Origin of the sequence: Thiomonas sp. X19 (genome assembly GCF_900089495.1) — a bacterium.
In the GTDB taxonomy this organism is placed as follows: domain Bacteria; phylum Pseudomonadota; class Gammaproteobacteria; order Burkholderiales; family Burkholderiaceae_C; genus Thiomonas_A.
Window position 1 is genome coordinate 25812 of the sequence record NZ_LT605203.1, and the last position, 20299, is coordinate 46110.

The 20299-nt window shown below is 65.5% G+C and carries 19 protein-coding genes; 5 read left to right on the top strand and 14 right to left on the bottom strand.

The window, feature by feature from the left end; translation table 11 throughout:
- Positions 1–7 precede the first annotated feature (7 nt).
- The 6 genes from THIX_RS00355 to imuA form a co-directional block, all read right to left on the bottom strand.
- The gene (locus THIX_RS00355; protein ID WP_112484369.1) at positions 8–433 is read right to left on the bottom strand and encodes a hypothetical protein; all 426 of its coding nucleotides are present in this window, start codon (positions 431–433) and stop codon (positions 8–10) included.
- Positions 434–649: 216 nt separating this feature from the next.
- The gene (locus tag THIX_RS00360) at positions 650–1246 is read right to left on the bottom strand and encodes a hypothetical protein (protein WP_112484370.1); all 597 of its coding nucleotides are present in this window, start codon (positions 1244–1246) and stop codon (positions 650–652) included.
- A 3-nt stretch (positions 1247–1249) separates the two neighbouring features.
- Positions 1250–1846 carry a hypothetical protein gene (locus THIX_RS00365; protein WP_146748420.1) on the bottom strand — a complete coding sequence of 199 codons (597 nt, stop codon included), beginning with the start codon at positions 1844–1846 and terminating at the stop codon, positions 1250–1252.
- A gap of 886 nt (positions 1847–2732) precedes the next feature.
- Positions 2733–5831 (bottom strand): error-prone DNA polymerase, encoded by a 3099-nt coding sequence (locus THIX_RS00370; RefSeq protein WP_112484372.1) that lies wholly within the window; start codon positions 5829–5831, stop codon positions 2733–2735.
- A 7-nt stretch (positions 5832–5838) separates the two neighbouring features.
- Positions 5839–7161 (bottom strand): DNA polymerase Y family protein, encoded by a 1323-nt coding sequence (locus tag THIX_RS00375; RefSeq protein WP_112484373.1) that lies wholly within the window; start codon positions 7159–7161, stop codon positions 5839–5841.
- A complete protein-coding gene (gene imuA, locus THIX_RS00380; RefSeq protein ID WP_112484374.1) occupies positions 7118–7879 on the bottom strand; it encodes a translesion DNA synthesis-associated protein ImuA in 762 nt (253 codons plus the stop codon). Before imuA ends, THIX_RS00375 begins: the two co-directional genes overlap by 44 nt.
- A gap of 117 nt (positions 7880–7996) precedes the next feature.
- Here imuA and THIX_RS00385 point away from each other — a divergent pair, with 117 nt between their 5' ends.
- From THIX_RS00385 to THIX_RS24545, 3 genes are all read left to right on the top strand, one after another.
- The gene (locus tag THIX_RS00385; RefSeq protein WP_112484375.1) at positions 7997–8965 is read left to right on the top strand and encodes an IS1595 family transposase; all 969 of its coding nucleotides are present in this window, start codon (positions 7997–7999) and stop codon (positions 8963–8965) included.
- An 87-nt stretch (positions 8966–9052) separates the two neighbouring features.
- Positions 9053–9730 (top strand): SOS response-associated peptidase, encoded by a 678-nt coding sequence (locus THIX_RS00390; RefSeq protein WP_112484376.1) that lies wholly within the window; start codon positions 9053–9055, stop codon positions 9728–9730.
- Between the two features lie 191 nt (positions 9731–9921).
- A complete protein-coding gene (locus THIX_RS24545) occupies positions 9922–10044 on the top strand; it encodes a hypothetical protein (protein WP_256359950.1) in 123 nt (40 codons plus the stop codon).
- 252 nt (positions 10045–10296) lie between these two features.
- On the opposite strand, the gene THIX_RS00395 is transcribed toward THIX_RS24545, so the two are convergent.
- The 7 genes from THIX_RS00395 to THIX_RS00420 form a co-directional block, all read right to left on the bottom strand.
- A complete protein-coding gene (locus tag THIX_RS00395; RefSeq protein WP_112484377.1) occupies positions 10297–11652 on the bottom strand; it encodes an IS1182-like element ISThsp16 family transposase in 1356 nt (451 codons plus the stop codon).
- Positions 11653–11743: 91 nt separating this feature from the next.
- Positions 11744–12073 carry a hypothetical protein gene (locus tag THIX_RS00400; RefSeq protein WP_112484378.1) on the bottom strand — a complete coding sequence of 110 codons (330 nt, stop codon included), beginning with the start codon at positions 12071–12073 and terminating at the stop codon, positions 11744–11746.
- A gap of 48 nt (positions 12074–12121) precedes the next feature.
- Positions 12122–13180 (bottom strand): ABC transporter ATP-binding protein, encoded by a 1059-nt coding sequence (locus THIX_RS00405; RefSeq protein WP_233224321.1) that lies wholly within the window; start codon positions 13178–13180, stop codon positions 12122–12124.
- 4 nt (positions 13181–13184) lie between these two features.
- Positions 13185–14030 carry an ABC transporter permease gene (locus THIX_RS00410; RefSeq protein ID WP_199195210.1) on the bottom strand — a complete coding sequence of 282 codons (846 nt, stop codon included), beginning with the start codon at positions 14028–14030 and terminating at the stop codon, positions 13185–13187.
- 102 nt (positions 14031–14132) lie between these two features.
- Positions 14133–15068: an extracellular solute-binding protein gene (locus tag THIX_RS00415; protein ID WP_112488022.1), complete on the bottom strand. Its 936-nt coding sequence runs from the start codon at positions 15066–15068 to the stop codon at positions 14133–14135.
- A gap of 168 nt (positions 15069–15236) precedes the next feature.
- Positions 15237–15449: a hypothetical protein gene (locus THIX_RS22825; RefSeq protein ID WP_158540752.1), complete on the bottom strand. Its 213-nt coding sequence runs from the start codon at positions 15447–15449 to the stop codon at positions 15237–15239.
- 225 nt (positions 15450–15674) lie between these two features.
- Positions 15675–16223 (bottom strand): winged helix-turn-helix domain-containing protein, encoded by a 549-nt coding sequence (locus tag THIX_RS00420; protein WP_112484379.1) that lies wholly within the window; start codon positions 16221–16223, stop codon positions 15675–15677.
- Between the two features lie 234 nt (positions 16224–16457).
- On the opposite strand from THIX_RS00420, the gene THIX_RS00425 reads away from it, so the two are divergent.
- Together THIX_RS00425 and THIX_RS00430 are read left to right on the top strand one after the other, a co-directional pair.
- Positions 16458–16808 (top strand): prevent-host-death protein, encoded by a 351-nt coding sequence (locus tag THIX_RS00425; protein WP_112484380.1) that lies wholly within the window; start codon positions 16458–16460, stop codon positions 16806–16808.
- Entirely contained in the window at positions 16808–17446 is a 639-nt protein-coding gene (locus THIX_RS00430; RefSeq protein WP_112484381.1) for an AAA family ATPase, read from the top strand. The genes THIX_RS00425 and THIX_RS00430 overlap by 1 nt, the downstream gene beginning before the upstream one ends.
- Positions 17447–17458: 12 nt before the next feature.
- Here the strand turns inward: THIX_RS00430 and THIX_RS00435 are convergent, their stop codons facing one another.
- Entirely contained in the window at positions 17459–20296 is a 2838-nt protein-coding gene (locus THIX_RS00435; protein ID WP_112484382.1) for a molybdopterin-dependent oxidoreductase, read from the bottom strand.
- Between the last annotated feature and the right edge of the window lie 3 nt (positions 20297–20299).

Below are 20299 nucleotides of genomic sequence, written 5' to 3' on the forward strand. Positions count from 1 at the left end.
TCTTCTCTTATTTCCAGGGTGCCAGGCATGGAATCGCGCGTACGCTGCGATGGCGACCCTGTCGTCGCAGCATTTCGCCGTCTCTCGTCCAGACCGTCACGGGGAACTCGCCGCCCTTATCCCTTGCGGACAGATTTCTATCGGTTTGTTTTGCCAAGATGTTCATGCAGTAGGGCGTGTCCGTTTCATCTTCGAACAGCAACTCCAAGGCATCCTGGCCGCCGCGTTCAACCCATGGGCCGCGCGAAATAATGACAAGACCAGCCGCCTCCATTTCGCGAATATCTTGCTTCATCGAATCAGGAAGCAAGAGACGGGCCGCGCCAGCGTTCCATGAAAGATATACGTAGCCAGCGCGTTCCATTTCGCTGCCCCAATAATTCGTGGAGGCAATGGACTGCCCCTGATTGACAATACCCAGCCATTCATTCATATCTAGTTCTCGATATTGGTGGATAAAAATTGAGAAAAATGGCTCTATGTGTGAGAGCCAGATGTCTAGTGCTGTTATTTATTCGTCGACCTCGTCAGCCAGTTGCAGTGCAAAGTCGTCAAAGCTGTCGTCAACAGGTTTGTGGCTCGCCTGTCCGTGCAGCCAGACCCACTCCAAAAGGGTCCCTGGCGCCGCAGCGCCAGGGATGATGTGAGGTCACTGCACGAAGCAGTCCGGTGAGAAGAAGTGCACCCCCTTCAGGCCCCTGCTGAGATGAGGGCGGGCGAGCGCGTCGGTCAGCACCCCAGCCATGTGCTCGAGCGCCCCTGCGGGCCGCGTCCGCTCATCGACCGCTCGGGTGATAGCCTCCACGAAGAGCTCGTTGTACCGGGCATCGTTTTCTCGGCTCTTCTTGTTGTCAAAGTACACGGTGGTACTCGCGCCATTACTGGGATACCGCACGCTGATGGCGAAATCTCCATACTGGGCGCTCTCCTCGAGCCACCGTTTGCCGTGCTCGTCCTGCGCCGGAACCGCGACGACAATCAACCGCCGCGCCGCAACGAGCCCGAGGACCGCATACATGCGCCCCATGGGGTCGCAATAGAACGCTGGGGAATAGTCTTCGAGGCCTCCGACCTGGGTGAGCTTTTGGGCCACCGCGTCGTTGACGTTGATTTCGACACTCCGACGCGGAACCTCCCACGCGTAGTCAGGGTCGTCGGTTTGCGCAATCCAATTCGGCCCTAACAATCTGGTGCACGTGATGCGCGGTTGCAGCGACTGGGCGCGGCGTTTCTTGCTCTCGCTCATGGCTCAGACCCCCATCGTCAACTGACGGGCGTGAACTTGCGACATACCGCAAATGAGCCGCTCGGAGTTTCCCCCAAGCGCTTCGACGTGGCTCACCGTGACCAAGCCACTTTCCTCGTCCTTCATCATGCTGAACCAGCCATGGCCGTCCGCGCTTGAGTCATGAGCCGGCGTCTTCTGAAGAGTGTCGCAGACGAACGCCATACGTTCGTGCTCCAGTTGCAGGACACGCAGATAGTTGTCGGCAGCCTCAATGACCGCCTGCGCATGGTTGTCTTCTGGGGGCTCCGTCGTGGTATCGAAACGCTTGGCTTTAAAGCGCTCCCCGGTGGACGCGTGCAACGGCGCAAGGGTTTCGCTGGCCACATGCCCATTTGGCAGTTTCTCCAACAACCACCGCAACGTGGGCGCGGTTGGCGCATCCGGAGAAAGCTGAAATTCCACCACGAACCCTGGCAGACTGACCACAAGGTCATTCACACGGACCTGCTCAGATTGCAGGGACCAATTACGCCTCCACGGAGCAAAAAAGGCGTGGATGAGCGCCGCATCCATTAGGCATTCGACGCGCATTTTGTAGGAAGCTTCTCTATTATTCACGCCATTCGCCTTAAGGCGACTCTTCCTGCGTTTTGAACTCATTGTCATGACAATACTTCTCCGAGACCGTCAAGGTATTGACCCTGGCGGCCTAAATCAATTTTAGATATGCTCCTCGCGAAACTAATAGGTGCGACTGGAGGGCTTCTTATATTCGCCGCGATAATCGTCGGCAAAGCTCCGCCAGAAGCAGATATTTAGTCTGCGCAAAGTGGCAAATGGAATGGGCGATGCCCGAGGCCGCCCGCTTCGAGGCCGGGCGTCTTGGCTAGGATGGAACTGTATGCATCAAATGACTCCTTTGACGGTTTCCGTCTATTGCTTTATGTACCAGGAGCGCAGCGTGGCTTGCGTTACGGATGCGCGTTTTTAGCCTCTCCGGCTAAGGACCCCTCGAGAATTAGAAACTCTCTCTAGACCTTCGATGAACCTGCGTTGGACTACAAATGCAACTCTTTACCTTGGCCAGTCCGGCTGCAAGCGGTAGGTTGTTTTTTGACCTCATCCAACGAGGAAGACATTCTACGTCATTCAGAGTGCTGAGTCAACAACAATTCACTATCGTGCGCGACATGATGGGGTTTTGTTATGGCAAATAAACGCATGTAGATAATCATTAACTGCCAGTTAATTCTCGCGTCCTGCGGGCGCCAGGGAGCGGAGCCAGGGGCGCGTTCGGGGCTGTTGCACTTTTCTTCACCGAACCCTTTCAGCCATCCAGAATTGCCTGCTCCGCGACATGGTTCGCAAGTCTGAATGGGGTGCATGCCAATTGGCTGCCGAGCAAGCCGTGTCATTCACCGCCATGCCAACGACGATGCCACCTGGGGCGCATGTGTCGTTGGCCAGCAGGCACAGCCGCACCGGGACAAGGAGCGCTCACGCTTCACCGAAACTCCCGCCCTCGCGTGACCAGCCTGCCCAGCAGAGGCGTCAAGTCCTCCAGGTGACCCGCGATGAGACTGGCGGTATTGCCCTCGCGCTGCCACGTGCCGGCCACCGCCAACAGTCTCGACCGCAACAGCACCGTGCGTTGCCGCTGCCTGAGTGCCTTCCAGCAAATCACCTGCACGACACCGGTCTCATCCTCCAGCGACACGAAGGTCGTGCCCTTGGCTGTTTCCGGTTGCTGCCGCAGGGTGACGATGCCGCAGGTCCGCACGAGTCGACCGTCTGGTGCTTGGGCGAGCTCCGCCGCCGTCTGCAACCTTCGCTTGGTCAGCAGCGGCCGCAGCAGCGCCAGCGGGTGCCGCCGCAAGGTCAGGCCTGTTGTGGCGTAGTCAAACATGATGTCCTCGCCCTCCGGTGGCGCGGGAAGCTCCAGCCAGTCCTCCTTGGGCACCGCGTCATCCAGGAACGCCGGCATGCGCTCCACCGCCGTCGCCTCCCACACCTGCTGGCGCCGATGCCCGGACAGCGACCGCAGGGCGTCCGCAGCGGCAAGCTGCCGCATCGCCGTGGTGTCCAGTTGCGCCCGCTTGGCGAGGTCCTCGGCATCGAGCGGCGGGCGGCTCCTCCGTGCCTCGGCAATGCGCAAGCCGGGTCCCGTGCCCAGCCCCTTGACCAGACGCAACCCGAGGCGCACGGCGGGGTCGGGCACGGACTCCTCCAAGGTGCAGTCCCAGGCACTGTGCATCACATCGATGGGCCGGACCGTCACTCCATGGCGCTTGGCATCTTGCACCAGCTGCGAGGGTGTGTAAAACCCCATCGGCTGACTGTTGAGCAGGGCTGCGAGGAACTCGGCCGGATGGTGCCGCTTTATCCAGGCACTGGCATAGACCAGCAGGGCGAAGGAGGCCGCATGACTCTCCGGGAAGCCATACTCCGAGAACCCCTGCACCTGCTCATAGATGCGTTGCGCGAAATCCGCGCTATAGCCCCGTTCCGCCATGCCGCGAATGAGCCGGTCGCGGTACTTCTCCAGCGACCCCGTACGGCGCCAGGCGGCCATGGCCCGTCGCAGCCCGTCCGCCTCTCCGGCCGAGAAGCCTGCGGCGACCATGGCAATCTGCATCACCTGCTCCTGGAACACCGGCACACCCAGGGTGCGTTGCAGGACGTTCTCCAGGTCCTTGCTGGGATAGCTCACCACCTCCTTGCCCTGACGCCGATTGAGGTAGGGGTGCACCATGCCGCCCTGAATCGGTCCGGGGCGCACGATGGCGGTCTCGATGACCAGGTCATAGAAGCAGCGCGGCTGCAGTCTGGGCAGCATGCCCTGCTGCGCGCGGGACTCGACTTGGAACACGCCGATGGAATCCGCCTTGCACAGCATGTCGTAGGTCTGTGGGTCTTCGCGCGGGATGTCCTGCATCGCGAACGCCTGCCCCCGTGTCTGCCCAATGGAGTCCAGCGCCTTGCGGATGGCGGTCAGCATGCCGAGCGCCAGGATGTCCACCTTGAGCAGCCCGGCTGCATCGAGGTCATCCTTGTCCCATTCGATGACCGTGCGTTCCGGCATGGACGCGTTCTCGATGGGCACGAGACGCGAAAGCGGCCCCTCGGTCAGGACAAAGCCGCCCGTGTGCTGCGACAAGTGCCGCGGGAATCCCAGCAGCTGTCGCACCAAGGCCATCCATTGCTGCACGCCCAAGGCGTCCGGCTCCAGACCCACTTCCTCCAGTCGCACGCGAGCGATTTCTCGTCCATCCCACCACTGGACGTTCTGTGCCAGGCGGTCGACGGTCTCCAAGTCAAAGCCCAGCGCCTTGCCCACGTCGCGCAGGGCGCTCTTGGGGCGGTAGGTGATGACCGCAGCGGTCAGCGCCGCACGGTCGCGGCCGTACTTGGCATAGAGATACTGAATGACCTCCTCGCGCCGCTCGTGCTCGAAGTCCACATCGATGTCCGGCGGCTCATTGCGCTCCTTGCTGATGAACCGCTCGAACAGCACCTGCTGCTGCGCGGGGTCGACCTCCGTGACCCCCAGGGCATAGCAGACCGCGCTGTTGGCCGCCGACCCACGGCCCTGGCAGAGGATGTGGCGCGAGCGGGCGAAGGCCACGATGTCGTCTACCGTCAGGAAATAGTGGGCGTAGCCCAACTCGGCAATCAGGGCGAGCTCATGTTCCAGCAAATCCTGCACCTTGGCGTGCATGCCGTCAGGCCAGCGCCGTCCTGCGCCTTCATAGACCCGGCGGCGCAGGTAGCTGTCCGCGGTCTCTCCGGTCGGCACGACCTCCTTGGGATAGCAGTAGCGCAGCTCATCGAGCGAGAAGCGGCAACGCCCGGCGACCCTTAGGGTCTCGGCCAGAAGCTCCGCAGGGTAGGTGAGCGCCAGGCGCAGCCGGCTGCGCAGGTGCCGCTCGGCATTGGGCTGCAGGGCGTGGCCACATGCGGCAATCGGACGACCCACCCGGATGGCCGTCAGAGTGTCCAGCAGGGGCTTGCGCGAGCGCCGATGCATGTGCACGTCGCCGCTGGCGACCAGCGGGATGGCCGTGGCGTCGGACAGCTCCTGCAGACGCTCCAGCCAGCGTTCATCGTCAATGCGCCGATGCAGCTCGACCGCCAACCAAACCCGGCCCGTGAAGCGAGTCAGCAGCCAGGCGCCCAGGTCCAGCAAATCCTTGTCAGTGGCCATCCGCGACGGCACCGCCAGCACCACGCAATCGGCAAGCGCGTCGCCGGTCACGCTTTGCGCATCGAGCCGGTAAGTCCCCTTGGGCGCGGCCCGTCGCAACCGGGTGATGAACGCGCAGAGATTGCCGTAGCCGTTGAGGTTGCAAGCCAAGACCACCAAAACGAAGGGCATTGCACCTTCCACCAGGAACTGCGCACCCACCAGCAGCGGCAGGCCCACGGCCTTGGCCGCCACATGGGCGCGCACGATACCCGCCAGCGAGCACGCGTCAGTCACCGCCAGCCCGGCGTAGTTCAGGTGCTTCGCACGCTCGACCAGCTCCTCGGGATGGCTGGCCCCGGTGAGGAAGGAGAAGTTCGAGCAGCAGTGCAGCTCGACATAATCAGGCAGGGTGTCCATGCCTCCCTCACGCGAACAGGCCGTGCAGGAACCAGGCGGCTTCATCGCCGGCCAACCGGGTCTGGAACACCCAGAGCGCGCCCGCATGCGCACTGAGTGCCACCCAGTAGTCGCGCGCAACCTGGCGGCTCTCGACCGCCCTGTGCGCCACCTCCACCCGATGCCACCAGCCGCCTTCGACCCGGTGGGGACCGAGCAAGAGCTGCAACTCGCCCTGATAGAGCGGGCGGTTGCTGCGCACGGCCAGGCGCAAGGGCTCGGGCAGCAGGAAGGTGGGCTGCGGCATGCCGTCCGGCCGCGTGGCTTTGGGACGCTGGGGCGTGGAGGCCGGCCGCCATTGCTGCGCCCATTCGGGGCGGGCGTCCTCGACCAGGGCCGGTCGCAACACCCGCTCTGGTCCCAGGCGCGCCGCAATGCGCTCCAGCGCCAGGGTCAGGGACTCCCGGTCGGCGCTGGCATCGGGCAGCAAGGAGGCGTTGGGCGGGGCGTAGTCGCGCACGTCGTCCACGACCAGTTCCAGACACTCGACCGGTGCCGCGAGTTGCACCCGTGCCCATTGCTCGGCGAGCAGGTGGGATAGATGGTCCACGTCGCGCATCGGCTCAGCCGTGCGGATGACGAGGGCATCACTGACCCCCACCTCCTTCGGTCGCATGGTGTCGTGGACCCAGCGCAGGGTGAAGGTGGTCACGCCGGCATTGCGCGCCACCAGCCAGCCATGCAACTGCAGGAGCAACCGCTTGGCGGCAAAGACCAGCGCCATGGCGGTCTCCACCCGCGCCATCAGTTCCACCTTGGCGGAGAAGGTTTCGGGAACGGTGACCCAGGCGAACTGCTCGGCGCGCAGGCCGTAGGCCCGGTCCAGGGCGTCGATGAGTTCGGCGCCAAAGCGCCGGGTGATGCCGCCGCGGGGCAGGGCGCGCAGTTCGCCCAGGGTGCGGCAGCCCAGTTGCGCCAGGGTTGTTTCATGCGGCACGGCGGCGGTCAGCGCCGCAACAGGCAACGGGTCAAGGCGTTCGTCCAAAGGAGCCGCATCGACACCGCCGATGTCGGCTCTAGCCAAAGCAAGAGCCCCCAGCGCTGTTGGCGCCCAGGCGAGGGATGCCGCGCCCAAGACCGTGGCATCCGTCCGTACCCGCTCTGCCAGTGCGATAGCTCCGCCGAACAGCCGCAGGCTGGCCTGAACCTCCATCAGCACGGCTTCGTCGAGCAAGGCCACGCGGGGCGCGAACTGGAGCGCCCAGGTGGCCAGGCCGCGGAGGGCGGAGGCAGTGGGCTCAGTCAGCTCAGAGCCGGATGGACTCGGCAGTCGCAGCGCGCACCACAGCATGGCGGGCTCCGGTCGGTTGGGGAACGAAACGGCTCGGCACACGGGAGCGCCGGGTCAGAATGGGAGCGAGCGAGACCGGCACGGCAGGCAGCACCAGCGTGGTGTCATGCGCAGGACCCCGGCGCTTGAGCACCTGGACACGCAGGGACCAATCCGGTCCGGGCCGGGCGAGAACGCGCAGCGTTGCTGGAGAGGCTTCACCCCGCACCCCTTCGGGGCGCAGGGCAATACACAGAGCACGGCCACCCTGCAGGCGGCTTTGCAGTCGGCGCAGCTGCGCAGCCCTGACCTGGGGCAGCCAGGCGAGCACAGCCCCGGTGATGTCGGCCTGCACCAACTGCTCGGTGACCCACAACCGCTGCGCTGGGGTGTCGGCCTGCACCCAGATGAGCTGCCGTTCACTGAGGCCGAGGGTTTGCAGGCCTGGCATGTAGGGTGGCTTGGGGGGTCCAACCAGCACCACACTGCCGCCGCTGGCGGCCACCCGGCCGAGCGCCGCGCCGAGCAGGCGCCATTCCAGCAGGGAGGGCTGCGGGCTCAGCACCTCCGTGAGACTGCCACAGGGCCAGCCACCGCCAGGAAGCTCGGCGTCCAGCGCGGACCAGCCACTCGCCACGACCGACCCCGCAGGAGCGGCGATGTCGTTGCCCCGCCAGACAGCAGCGGCAACGGAAGGCGGGAGGTCAAGGTAGGGCGAGGGATTCGCAGACGTCAGCATGGCAGGCAGTCCTTCGAGTCGGGAGGGCAAGCCTACATAACAACTGGATAAAAGAGGCTCTGTTCTCGTTGCGTATTGGTTCGGCTAAGATTCCCCCAGTTTGAGAGGGGAAGCGAAATGCGTAGCGACCAGTTCAAGAGCCTACTTGCCGGGCTCACCCGCCTCACCGTCCGGCAGCTCGACGAGCTGCGTAAGGCGGTTGAGGCGCAGCACCAGCGGACCCAGGCGCTGCGCGCCCTGGAGGCGGCCGGCGAGGGACTTGGGTGTCCGCATTGCAGCAGTTTCAAGTTCACCAAGAACGGCCACAGCAGAGGCCTTCAGCGATACCTGTGCGCCGCCTGTTCGCGGACCTTCAACGCCGCCACGAACACGCCGCTGTCGCGGCTGCGGGGTAAAGAACGCTTTTTCCAGCATGGCGAGTGCCTTGCCCAAGGCCTGTCCATCCGGGCCGCGGCCGCGCAGATGGGGGTTGCCGTGAGCACCGCCTTCCGGATGCGGCACCGCTTTCTGCAGGAGGTCGTGAGCCATCAGCCCAGGCATGTGGCCGGACTGCTGGAGGCCGACGAGACCTACGTTCGGGAGTCCCAGAAGGGCAGCCGGCACCTGACCCGGGCGGCGCGGCACAGGGGCGGAACGGCGGTCAAGGCCAAGGGCCTGCCTCGCGACCTCATCCCTGTGCTGGTCGGCCGCCTGCGCGGCCAGCCTCACGTCGTCGACCAGGTGCTCACGTCGATGAACATCCTGCAGGCCACCGAGGCCCTTCGCGGAGCAGTCGGGCCCGACACGTTGCTGTGCACGGATGGCAGCGGCGCCATGCGTGGCGCCGCCAAGGCGCTGGGGGTGACCTCGAAGTCGATTGCCGTGAGCTACGGCGGGAGGGTCGTCGAGGGGGTCTATCACGTCCAGACCGTCAACAGCTACCACGAGCGGCTTCAGTCCTGGCTCTCCCGTGGCCTGCGCGGCGTGGCTACCAAATACCTGCCCAACTACCTCGCCTGGATGCGCGTCTCGGAGTGGTATCGAGGGGACTTGAAGCCCGAGCACTTTGTGATTTCTGGGCTCGGCCGGCAGCTAATCAATACATAACGCGAACAGAGCGATAAAAGAACAGTCTTTTAATTTAGCAGGGAATGGGCGACGCTCGGGCTTTAGACCACCACGCTGGGAGCCACCATGTGCGGCCGATACGTCCTCAAGAGCACCCCGCAGCGCCTGCGCGAGCAGTTCGGCATCGCGGGGCCGGATGCTGCGCACAGTGAGGAATGGCGTCCTCGGTACAACATTGCACCCAGCCAGGTCGCTCCGGTGGTGCGGATGCGCGAGGGTCAGCGTCATCTGGACCTGCTGCGCTGGGGATTGGTACCGAGCTGGACCAAAGACCCGACCATTGGCAACCGGCTCATCAATGCGCGCAGCGAGACGGTGGCGGAGAAGCCGGCTTTCCGTGCCGCGTTCAAGACACGGCGCTGCATCGTGCCGGCCGATGGGTTCTTCGAATGGCAGCAGCAGCCCTCGGGCAAGCAACCGTTCTACATCCACCGCAAGGACGATGCGCTGCTGGCGATGGCCGGGCTGTGGGAGCACTGGACATCACCCGACGGTGACAGCGTGCAGACCTTCACCATTCTGACCACCGAGGCCAATGTCTGGATGCGTACTTTGCACGACAGGATGCCGGTGATGCTGGGCGCCGAGCAGGTTGCGCCGTGGCTGGACCCTGGTCGCAAGGCTGAGGACTTGCGCGGGATGCTCAGGCCGCTGGGGGATGGGGAGCTGGAGGCCTATCCGGTGGCCAAGGCGGTGGGCAATGTGCGCAATGACCGGCCGGAGGTGGTGGAAAAACTGAGGTGAAGCATGGGGCATCAGGGGTTTAAACCATTCGCGCCCGTGAAGAACGTTTCGTGAGGTCTTTGGACGCGATGTGAATGTGGTTGAGCTTTGAATCTTTCCGGAGCAGCGCAGCCTCGATAAACTCGCCTAGGCACCTTATCCACAATCTTTCAATCACTACGAGGTAAAAATGTCCGCAACTGGACAACTCAATGAACAATGCCTTGAAGCATGGCAAGAATACGCCGCATCAGCCGACGCAACAGAACTGGCTGAAACGGAGATGGCGCTTAGAGGCGCAGCCAAAAATTTCCGAACGCCTTTACCGCCGCTGACTTCGCTAAGGCATTGGGAAAGAGTGTTGGGTACACAAAAACTGTTCTTGAGGCCAGGAGAGAACCGATATCTGATGGATGGCTAGGAGGCTGTCGGACTTGAACCCGAGCGAATCCGATTGATCAGTGCGACGCGTTTTTTTTGACAGCGGCGCGCTGATCGAACGCTCTCGATGGTTGGCGAGACACTGTGAGGGCACATGGGGCGGCCTGGGGACTCGGTTTTGGCGTGGTCGGGGCGCACTATTGCCCTCACGCGGCTCGCAGGACGTGCATGCGCTTGATGTTCCAAGCCATGGTCACCAAGCTCCATTCGCCTTGTGCCTTGGCCAGCCCGCGCATGCTCATCTGGCGCCAACCCATCACTTGCTTGATGATGCCGAACACCGGCTCCACTGTCTGCTTGCGCAGGCCGTACAGGGCTCGGCCTGCTTGCGTGCCCAGGCGGTGTGCCATCTGCACGAGCGGATCCGTCGTCTGGGGCTCGGGCACATCGGGTGCAAAGCGCCCCATCACCGGCGTGTGATGCGACTCCCGCTTGAGCGCCAGCAGCGGCTCGATACCCGCGTCGTTGCACGCGATCACGTTGGCTTGGCTGAAGAAGCCGTTGTCCGTGATGAGCGTGTGCACCTCGCCCAGCACCGCGGGTAACGCTTGGATCTGCTGCAGCGTAGGCACAACTTCGCGCTTGTCGTTGGATGCCTGGCTCACATGCTGGGTGATCACCATCATCGTCGCGATGTCCACGCCGGCTTGTGCGTTGTAGCTTTGCTCGAAGCCCCCACCCGACACGGGCATGATGCGCGACTCTTCATCCGTGAGGTTGACCTGATCGCTGCTCCGGGGGCCGGCCTCTGGCGGCTCAGGGTCCTTGCCGCGCGGCTTCTTGCCCGCCTCGCGCTGGGCTTGGCGCTTGGCGGTCTTGGCCTCGTACTCCTGCTGCTCGACCTGATGGCGTTCGCTGGCGCGCTGCTCGATCTTGGCCTTGGCCTGCGCGATTGCGCTCAAGCGATCTGCACGCAGGGCGATCTCCGCCGGCACATCCATGCCGTCGGGTACCGTCGCGCGGTCGCTGTTCTCTGCCAGCGCCAGCAGCGTTTGTACTTCCTGGCGCAGCTGCGCCTCGATCTTGTTGGCATGAGCCCACGACAAGGCCTTGTGCTTGCTGGCGTTGGCGTCGATCTTGGTGCCATCCAGCGCGATGTGTCCGAGCTTGAGCAGCTTCATCTCGCGCGCCAGAACCAGCACCTGCACGAACAGTGCCTCCACCTCCTTCAAGAAGCGGCGGCGGAACGTCGCCAGCGTGTCGTGATCGGGGTGGGTATTGGCCGCAACAAAGCGGAACGCCACCGAGTCGTAGGTCGCCCGCTCGATCTTGCGGCTGGAGTGCACGCCGTTGGCGTAGCCGTAGATCAGCAGGCCCAGCAGCACCGCCGGATGGTGCGCCGCCGAGCCCCGGCCTGCGTACTGTCGGGCCAGATCGCCCAGATCAAGCTGCTCGATGACTTCGACCACGAAGCGCGCCAAGTGATCAGTGGGCAGCCATTCGTCCACCGACGGTGGCAACAGATATGCGGTGTCTCGGTCAACAGGGACGAAGCGGCTCATCGGCTCGGGCTCTCGGTTGTGCAGCAGCAATTGTCTCGGATAGCGTCTTCATCCGGAAGACCGCAAAGTCCGACAGTCTCCTAGCGCCAGCTCAATCCACCGCGCCTGCGAGCGCCTTTTCGATGCGCCAGTCGGGCACCAGCCACATCAACGCCACGGCCACATACACCGCCTGCGCAGCGCGGGCGACCATGGCGAGAGGGCGATGCCGAGCACGTCCAGCAGCGGCGGGAGCTTGCCCTTCCAGTCGCGCCCGATGGCGTTGCCCAGTGTGGGTGGAGCCGGCGGCGATGATGGCCCGCTGCAGCAGCCAGTAGGCCAGCGCGGCCATCAGCAGCACCACGCCGTGCGGCGCCTTCAGATCCAGCACCATGATGGCGATGACGCCGTCGCTGAAGGCTTCGAGTCGGTTCTTGCCCATGCCGCGCTCCCGGTTCTGGACCGGGGAATTTTCGCGGACGGGGCAGCCTCAGTCGCGGGGCCAGGCTTGCAAATGGGCGGCGCGGATGTCCACCGTGAGTTCCTGCCCGAGGCTCAGGGCGTGATGGTCGGCGAGGCGGTAGGGCGCGTGCAGCCACAGCAGGGCGTCGCCGCAGCGCAAGGCGGCGGTGGTGTCGGCGCCGCGCACCATGAGGTGTTCGACGCGGCCGAGCACCGGGTTCTCGCTGGGGCGCAGCTCCTGCTGTTTGATGGGCGGCAGCCGCACATCGTCGGCCGACACCACCCAGTCCACCTTGCTGCCGGGCGCAAGTTGCGTGCGTTGCGGCACCCGCAGGATGAGCGCTGCTTCGTCCCAGCGCAGCAGGGTGCAGGCGGCTTGCGGCTCGTGCTGGAGCACGGTGGCGCTGAAGCGGTTGCGGTAGCCGAGCAGCGCCGCAGCCTGGATGCTTTGCGGCCGGGCGAAGACCTCGCGCGGCGTGCCTTGCTGCACCACGCGGCGACCGGCGAGCAGCACCATCCAGTCGGCCATGGCGGCGAGATGGGCGTCGTGCGTGGCGGCCAGCGCGGGGATGGACAAGTGGTGCATGCGCGACACCAACTCGGCCATGACGTCGTCGCGGGTGCTGGCGTCGAGCGCCGAGGTGGGCTCGTCCAGCAGCAGGATTTGCGGCTTGCGCGCCAAGGCCCGCGCCAGCGCCACGCGCTGCTGCTGTCCGCCGGAGAGCTGGGCCGGGCGCAGATCGGCCTGCGCCGTCAGGCCCACGGCGGCCAGCAGCTCGCACGCCGCATGGTGTTGCGCGGGAAGGCTGCCGCCCAGGGCATAGGCCACATTTTCCCAGGCGCGCAAATGCGGGAACAAGGCATGGCCTTGGGGCAGATAGCCCACCGCGCGTTGCTGCGGCGGCAAGCCGTCGAAAGGCGTGGTGCGCGCCGGTACCAGCCCGGCGATGGCCTTGAGCACGGTGCTCTTGCCTTCGCCGCTGGCGCCCAGCAGGACGGTGAAGCCGCGCACCGTGAAGTCGGCATCGAGCACGATGGGCTGGCGAATCGAAGCGCGTATCTGCATCGCCCCCTGGCCGGCACGCATGGGCTCACCCTCGCGCATACGGCCGGCGCGACAGCGCGCCCATCAGCAGCGGCAGCGGCAGGCCGATGAGAAAGAACAACCACAGCAGCGGATAGACGGCCGACAGCCCGGTGTCTTGCAGGTTCACCCACAGCTTCACCGGAATGCCTTGCGGATAGTAGGCGACGAGGAGCACGATGCCGAATTCGCCCAAGGCGCGCACCCAGGCCAGCGCCACGCCCGCCCCCAGGCCAAGACCTGCCAGCGGCACGGTGATGCGCCAGAACGTGCGCCAAGGCGATTGTCCGAGAGTGAGCGAGATTTGCTCCAGCTCGCGCGGCACGCCCTCGAACGCCGAACGCGCGGCGACGATGAAATACGGTGCGCTGCCATACACCTGCGCCAGCAGGAAGGCCTGTGGCGTGTTGGTCAGGCTCAAGCCCAGATGGCCCAGCGGCTGGCCGATCCAGCTGTACGGCCCATAGCTCATCGACAGCAGCAGGCCCATCGCCAGCGGCGGGGTGAGCAGGGGCAGCAACACCAGCAGTTCCATCACCCACTTGCCGCGAAACTCGTGCCGCGCCAGCCACCAGGCCACCGGCGTGCCGAACGCCACGACGATGGCCAGCGCGATCAGGGTGTAGACCACCGACACCCCCAGCGAGGCGAGATCGCCCTGTTGCAAGTGCAAGGCGCTCCACGGCGTGCTGATGAACAGGCCGACGAACGGCAGGCTGAGGAAGGCCAGCCCGGCCAGGCCGAACACCGCCACCACCCAGGCACGCTGCGCCTGCACCTGCGACGGCTGATGCAGCGGCAGGTGTGGCGGCAAATGGGCAGTGGCGGCGGAATCCAGCGGGGTGATCGGCATGGTTCAAACGAAGCGGCGGGCGACAACAGCAGCGCAAGGCCGTCATTGTCGCCCGCAGCAAGCGGGTTCTCGCAGCGGGCACCCGCAGCTTGTCATGCCGCTTTACTTCAAGTCGTCACCCTTGGGCGCGCTGTAGCCGTAGTCCTTGAACATCTTCTGGCCTGCGGCGCTGGTCATGAACTTGACGAAGGCCTCGCCCGCCTTGGGGTTGGGCGCGTTGTTCAGCACGGCGGCGTAGAACACCAGCGGCTGGGTGGAGAGCTCGTCGGTCTTGCCGTTGGGCAGCTTGATGCTGAAATGCACCTTGCTGTACCAGTCAGCGATCTGCGTCGGGTCGCTGAGGTTGATCTGTTCCGGCAGCTTGATGTAGGGAAGTTTGTGCGAGATCACGGCGCTGAGATAACCCGAGGTGGCGTCGAGCTGGCCCGCTTCCAGGCGCGACAGCAGCGAGGGTTCGGTGAAGATCTGCTGCTGGTTCTGCACCCCGCCCAGGATTTTGTCGGCCAGCCCCGGCTGCTTGTAATACCTCTCGGCCAGCAGCATGGTGAACACGATGTTGCGGCCTTGCGGGTCGGTTGTCGGATCAGTGCGGCCGAACTTCACACCGGGTTTTTCCAGCACCGCGTACCAGGGCATTTTGCCCGCGGCAGCTGCCTCGAAGTCTTTGGCGAAGCGGCTCTTGTCGCTGTAGGCAATCACCATCTGGGTGCTGGCCACCGGCACTGCCGTGCCGATCAATCCGGCTTTTTGCAGGATTTCGATGGGGCCTGGCGTGATGGAAACGAATACATCGGGGTTGATCTGTTTGGCCGCGATGAGGTGCGCCAGGCCGAAAGCACCCGCGCCCTGGCCCTGGTACTGCACCTGCGCCTGTTTGGCGATGGCCGGGCCCAGGCCCTTGTCCATCAACGCGCCCATGGAACCGGCGTAAGCCACGGCCAGTACCGGCTCGGCCGCTCGCGCGGCGGGCATGGTCATCGGCATTGCAGCAGCCAGGGCGGCAGCAAGGCAAAGGGACATCAGGGTGTGTCGGCGCATCGTCGGCTCCATCGGTTTCAGTGAGGGGAGGGGAAGGCAAGGAAAGGCAAGCTCTCGCCCGAAGCAGCTGAAGCGGCTGGAGGCCAGAGCTTACGATTCAACGTATGCGACGGAATATATCGAAAGCGGAATCGGCAAGCAAGTTGCGCAGAATGTAACAGGGCCGATTCAACGTGCCGCCGGTTCGGCAATGACGGCGACGATGCCGCGCGCCGCCAGCGCCTCGCCGACGAATTTGTACATCGCGCGGTTGCTGCTGTTCCACGAGCCGCCGTGGAAGAACACACCACCGGGCAGCCGGAAGCGGGTTGCGGGCGCCGGTGATGGGCTGGTAGCCGTCCAGCCGCTCACGTGGTGCCGGGCCGTAGGCAATGCCGCCACGGAAGACGTAGGTATCGGTCGGGGTGAGGCGGTTGATCATCGCACCGGCGAACAGGCGGCGGCCAGCGGAGTCAGGCAGAGCAGGAAGATATGTTTGAGCGAACGGCGCGGGGCGGCGGCGATCATGGGGAACCCGGCGGGTTGGAAGGGGCATGGATGGGTTGGCCGGTTCCGCTGATGCGGGCTGCACTCCATCAGCACTATGCCCAGACGGCGCCGCCGGATTCACCCCGCCGTGCCACCCGCCTTGCGCGGGCGGCCGCGGGGACGCGCTGTGGTTGTGACGGGCGCGTCGACCATCGTACCGGCCCGGGCTTCAACAGGGTTGCCGGCTGGCGACGAGGCCGCGCCCTGATGCCCGGTGTCGAGTGCGCCGGCCGAGTCGTCGGCAAACACATCGGTCGGCGCCTCGCCGCCTTCGCGCAACAGGGTGTTGAACACCCGCATATCGGCCTCGATGGCGCGCATGGCCTTTTGCTCCAGGCGCCGGTAACGCCGCAGCACCTCGTACCCCAGGGGCGTGAGCAGCGCCCCGCCGCCACCGCTGCCGCCCTTGCTCGCCTCCACCAGCGGCTCCTTGAACGCGCGGTTCAAGCTGCTGGCCAGCAGCCAGGCACGGCGGTAGCTCATGTCCATGTCGCGCGCCGCCGCCGAGATGGAACCGGTGCGCGCCAGCGCCTCCAGCAACTTCGCCTTGCCCGGCCCGATGGCCGTGCCCTGCTTGATTTCCAGGCGAACCTTGGGGATGGGGGTGGATGGGTCGGATGAAGGCATGGTGGCAGCTCGGGTGGATGGCGCAAGCGCATGGGGCCATGATGGCCGTTCGATATTCCCAAAAAATCATAACGATACGCCTTGCTGCACGCAAGCCTCATGCGTCCCCGAGATGCGACCCCGGTCTTGGGGCGACCCGGCGGCGGAGATGATGACGTTGCGTTGATGATGGAAAAAGGCTAATTTGGACCAAAAGGGTAAAATTGCCTGCATCCAAAGCCTGGGAGATTCTCCATGCACGCCTTGAGCGAGTTGATGCAGTTGCCGCACGCGCCAGCGTCTGACGTGAAAAAACTCGGCTGGCGCGGCATGATGCGCACCCTGCAGCGCGAGGGGGCCGTGGTGGTGACCAACCACGACACACCCGAGGCCGTCATCCTGTCCACCGAGGCTTACACCGCCTTGCAGCGCAGCGCGCAGCAGGGCGCGGCCAAAACCGAAGCCAAGCTGGACGCGCTGCGGCAGCGCTTCGATGCGCGCCTGTCGGCCTTGCAGGCAGACGATGCGGCTGAGCGCCTGCGTGCCGTGCTGGGTGGCCCGGCGACCTTGGGCGGCAAGCTCAAGGTCGCCCCGCGCGGTGGTTGATGACGCGCCCGGCCCTGTACGTTCTTGCCGGCGTGAACGGCGCGGGCAAGAGTTCAGTGGGCGGCCACTTGCTGCAGCGCGCGGGGTTGAACTGGTTCAACCCCGACGCCTTTGCACGCGATTGGGTGGAACAAACCGGCTGCGACCAGTTGACGGCTAACGGCATGGCCTGGCAGGAAGGCATGCGCCGCATCGAGGCAGCCCTTGCCGAGGCGCGCAACCACGCGTTTGAAACCACCCTGGGCGGCAACACCATGACCGCGACGATTCAACGCGCCGCGCGCACCCACGATGTGCTGATGTGGTACTGCGGACTGACCTCGCCCGAACTGCACATCGCCCGCGTGCAGGCGCGCGTTGCGGCAGGCGGGCATGCCATACCCGAAGCCATGATCCGCGCCCGCTTCCTGCGTTCGCGGGAAAACCTGCTGCAGCTCATGCCGCATTTGGCGCAATTGCGCGTGTACGACAACAGCGCCGAGGCGGCCCCTGACGGCACCGTTCCCGACCCGCTTTTGCTGCTCGACATGCAGGCAGGCCGCCTGCGCTGGCCTACAGCGCAGGACGTCGAAGCCCTGCGGCGAACGCCGGACTGGGCCAAGCCGCTGCTGGAAGCGGCGCTGCAAACGCAAGCTTGATGCAACCCGGATTCAAGCCTGGGCCATCGCGGCCTGCGGCTTCCCCAGCTTCACCGCGCAATATTTCACCTCGGCAATCTTCCCCCAGGGGTCGAGGGCGGCGTTGGTCAGCAGGTTGGCTGCGGCCTCGGCGTAGGCGAAGGGGATGAACACCGCGTCTTCCGGCATGGCCTCGTCGGCGCGCGTGGCCAGGGTGATGACCCCGCGGCGCGACTCCACCTGCAGCGCCTGCCCCGCACGCAGGCCCAGCTTGGCCAGCAGCGTGGGGTGGATGCTCACCGTGGGCAGGGGCTCCAGGGCGTCGAGCACGCTGGCGTGGCGGGTCATGGCGCCGGTGTGCCAATGCTCCAGCTCGCGCCCGGTGATGAGCACATAGGGATAGGCGTTGTCGGGCTGCTCGTCGGCAAAGCCCAGCGGCGCGGGGCGCAGCTTGGCGCGGCCGTCGGCGGTGGGAAAGCGGTCGATGAACACCACGCGCTGCCCCGGCTCGTCTTCCGCCGTGCAGGGATAGGTGACGGAGCCTTCGCGCTGCAGCCTGGCCCAGCTGATGCCGGCGATCGACGCCATCATGCCGCGCATTTCCTCGAACACCGCGCCCACGCCGGCTTCGCCGCCGTGCATGTCCACCTCGGCAATGGGCACCACGCCCAGGCGGCGGCTCATCTCCTGGATGATCCACAAATCCGCCCGCGCTTCGCCGGGGCTGGCCAGCGCCTTGCGGCCGAGCTGCACCAGACGGTCGGTGTTGGTGACGGTGCCGGCCTTCTCCGGCCAGGCGGAAGCGGGCAGCACCACGTCGGCCAGGGCTGCGGTTTCGGTGAGGAAAATGTCTTGCACCACCAGATGCTCCAGCCCCGCGAGCGCTTGTCGCGCGTGGTGCACGTCGGGGTCGCTCATCGCCGGGTTTTCGCCTTCGATGTACATGCCGCGGATGGTGCCGGCGAGCGCGGCGTGGACGATCTCCACCACCGTGAGGCCGGGCGTGCGGCTCAAGTGCCCTTGCGGCAGCGCCCAGTAGCGCTCCACATGCTCCAGCACCCCGGCGTCCTGCGTGCGCACGTAGTCGGGGAACATCATCGGAATGAGGCCGGCGTCGCTGGCGCCCTGCACATTGTTCTGACCGCGCAAGGGGTGCAGTCCGGTGCCGGGGCGGCCGATCTGGCCGGTGAGCTGGCACAGGGCGATGAGGGCACGCACATTGTCGGTGCCGTGCACATGCTGGGAGATGCCCATGCCCCAGAAGATCATCGAACCCTTGCTGGTGGCGAAAGCGCGGGTGGAGGCGCGGATGTCGGCAGCGGGGACGCCGCAGATCGGCTCCATCGCCTCCGGGCTGAGCGCGGCGACATGCTGGCGGATGGTTTCGACCTCGTCCGGGTGGCAGCGGGCGGCAACACTGGCCCGGTCCAGCAAGTTCTCGGCAAACACCACATGCAGCATGGCGTTGAGCAGGGCGAGGTCGGCGCCGGGTTTGAACTGCAGGGTCATCCAGGCCTTGCGCGCCAGCTCGGTGCGGCGCGGGTCGGCGAGGATGAGACGGGTGCCGCGCTTGAGGGCGTTCTTCATCCAGGTGGCCCCCACCGGATGGTTCACCGTGGGATTGGCGCCGATGATCAGCACCACGTCGGCCTGCAGCACATCCATCACCGGGTTGCTCACCGCGCCCGAGCCCAGGCCTTCGAGCAAGGCGGCCACGCTGGAGGCATGGCACAGCCGGGTGCAGTGGTCCACGTTATGCGTACCGAAGCCCACGCGCACCAGCTTCTGGAACAGGTAGGCCTCTTCGTTGGTGCCCTTGGCGCTGCCGAAACCGGCCAGGGCTTCGCCGCCATGCTGCCCGCGGATGCGCAAGAGGCCGCTGGCGGCGCGCTCCAGCGCTTCGTCCCAGGTGGCTTCGCGGAACACCGTGCGCCAGTCGGCAAGCCGGACCTGCTCGGGGTTCTTCGGCGCATCGTCGCGGCGAATCAGCGGCTTGGTGAGGCGCGCCGGGTTGGCGACATAGTCGAAGCCGAAACGGCCCTTGACGCACAGCCGGCTTTGGTTGGCGATGCCGTCACGGCCTTCGACGCGGGCAATGTGTTCATGGCCTTGCGCATCCGGCTGGATGTGATAGGTGAGCGCACAGCCGACGCCGCAATAGGGGCAGACCGAATCGACCTCGCGGCTGGAGAGCTTGGCCCAGGAGCCGTTGCCCGGGGCCAGCGCGCCGGTGGGGCAGGCTTGCACGCATTCGCCGCAGGCCACGCAGGTGCTCTCGCCCATGGGTGCGTCTTGGTCGAACACGATGCGCGCCCCAGCCCCGCGCCCGGCCAGGCCGATGACGTCGTTGCCCTGCTCCTCGCGGCAGGCGCGCAGGCAGCGGGTGCACTGGATGCAGGCGTCGGCATTGAAGGTGATGGCGGGATGGGAGTTGTCCACCGCTGGAGCTTGCGGCCAATGGGCGGCTTCGGCCTGTACGTCTCGGAATGCGGCCGCGTAGCGGCTGCGGTCGGCACCCAGGCGCTGCGCCCAGCGGTCGAGTTCGTCGTTGACGCGATCGACCCGCTGCGGCTTGCGCGCAACCAGCAACTCGAGCACGCCGCGTTGCGCCGCCAGGGCGCGGAGGCTCTGCGCCTGCACCTGCATGTCGGGCGCAACCGTGCGGCAGCACGACGCCGCCAGCACGCGCTCGCCAGCCACTTCCACCATGCAGGCGCGGCAGTTGCCGACCGGTCGCAGAGGGTCTTGATGGCAGAGATGCGGAATCTCCACGCCGTGGCGCTGCGCCGCGGCCCAGATGGTTTCTCCCGCGTGCGCGGTGAGGGGTTTGCCGTCCAGACTGAAGGCGACGGTGGGTGGGGTCATGTCCATGAT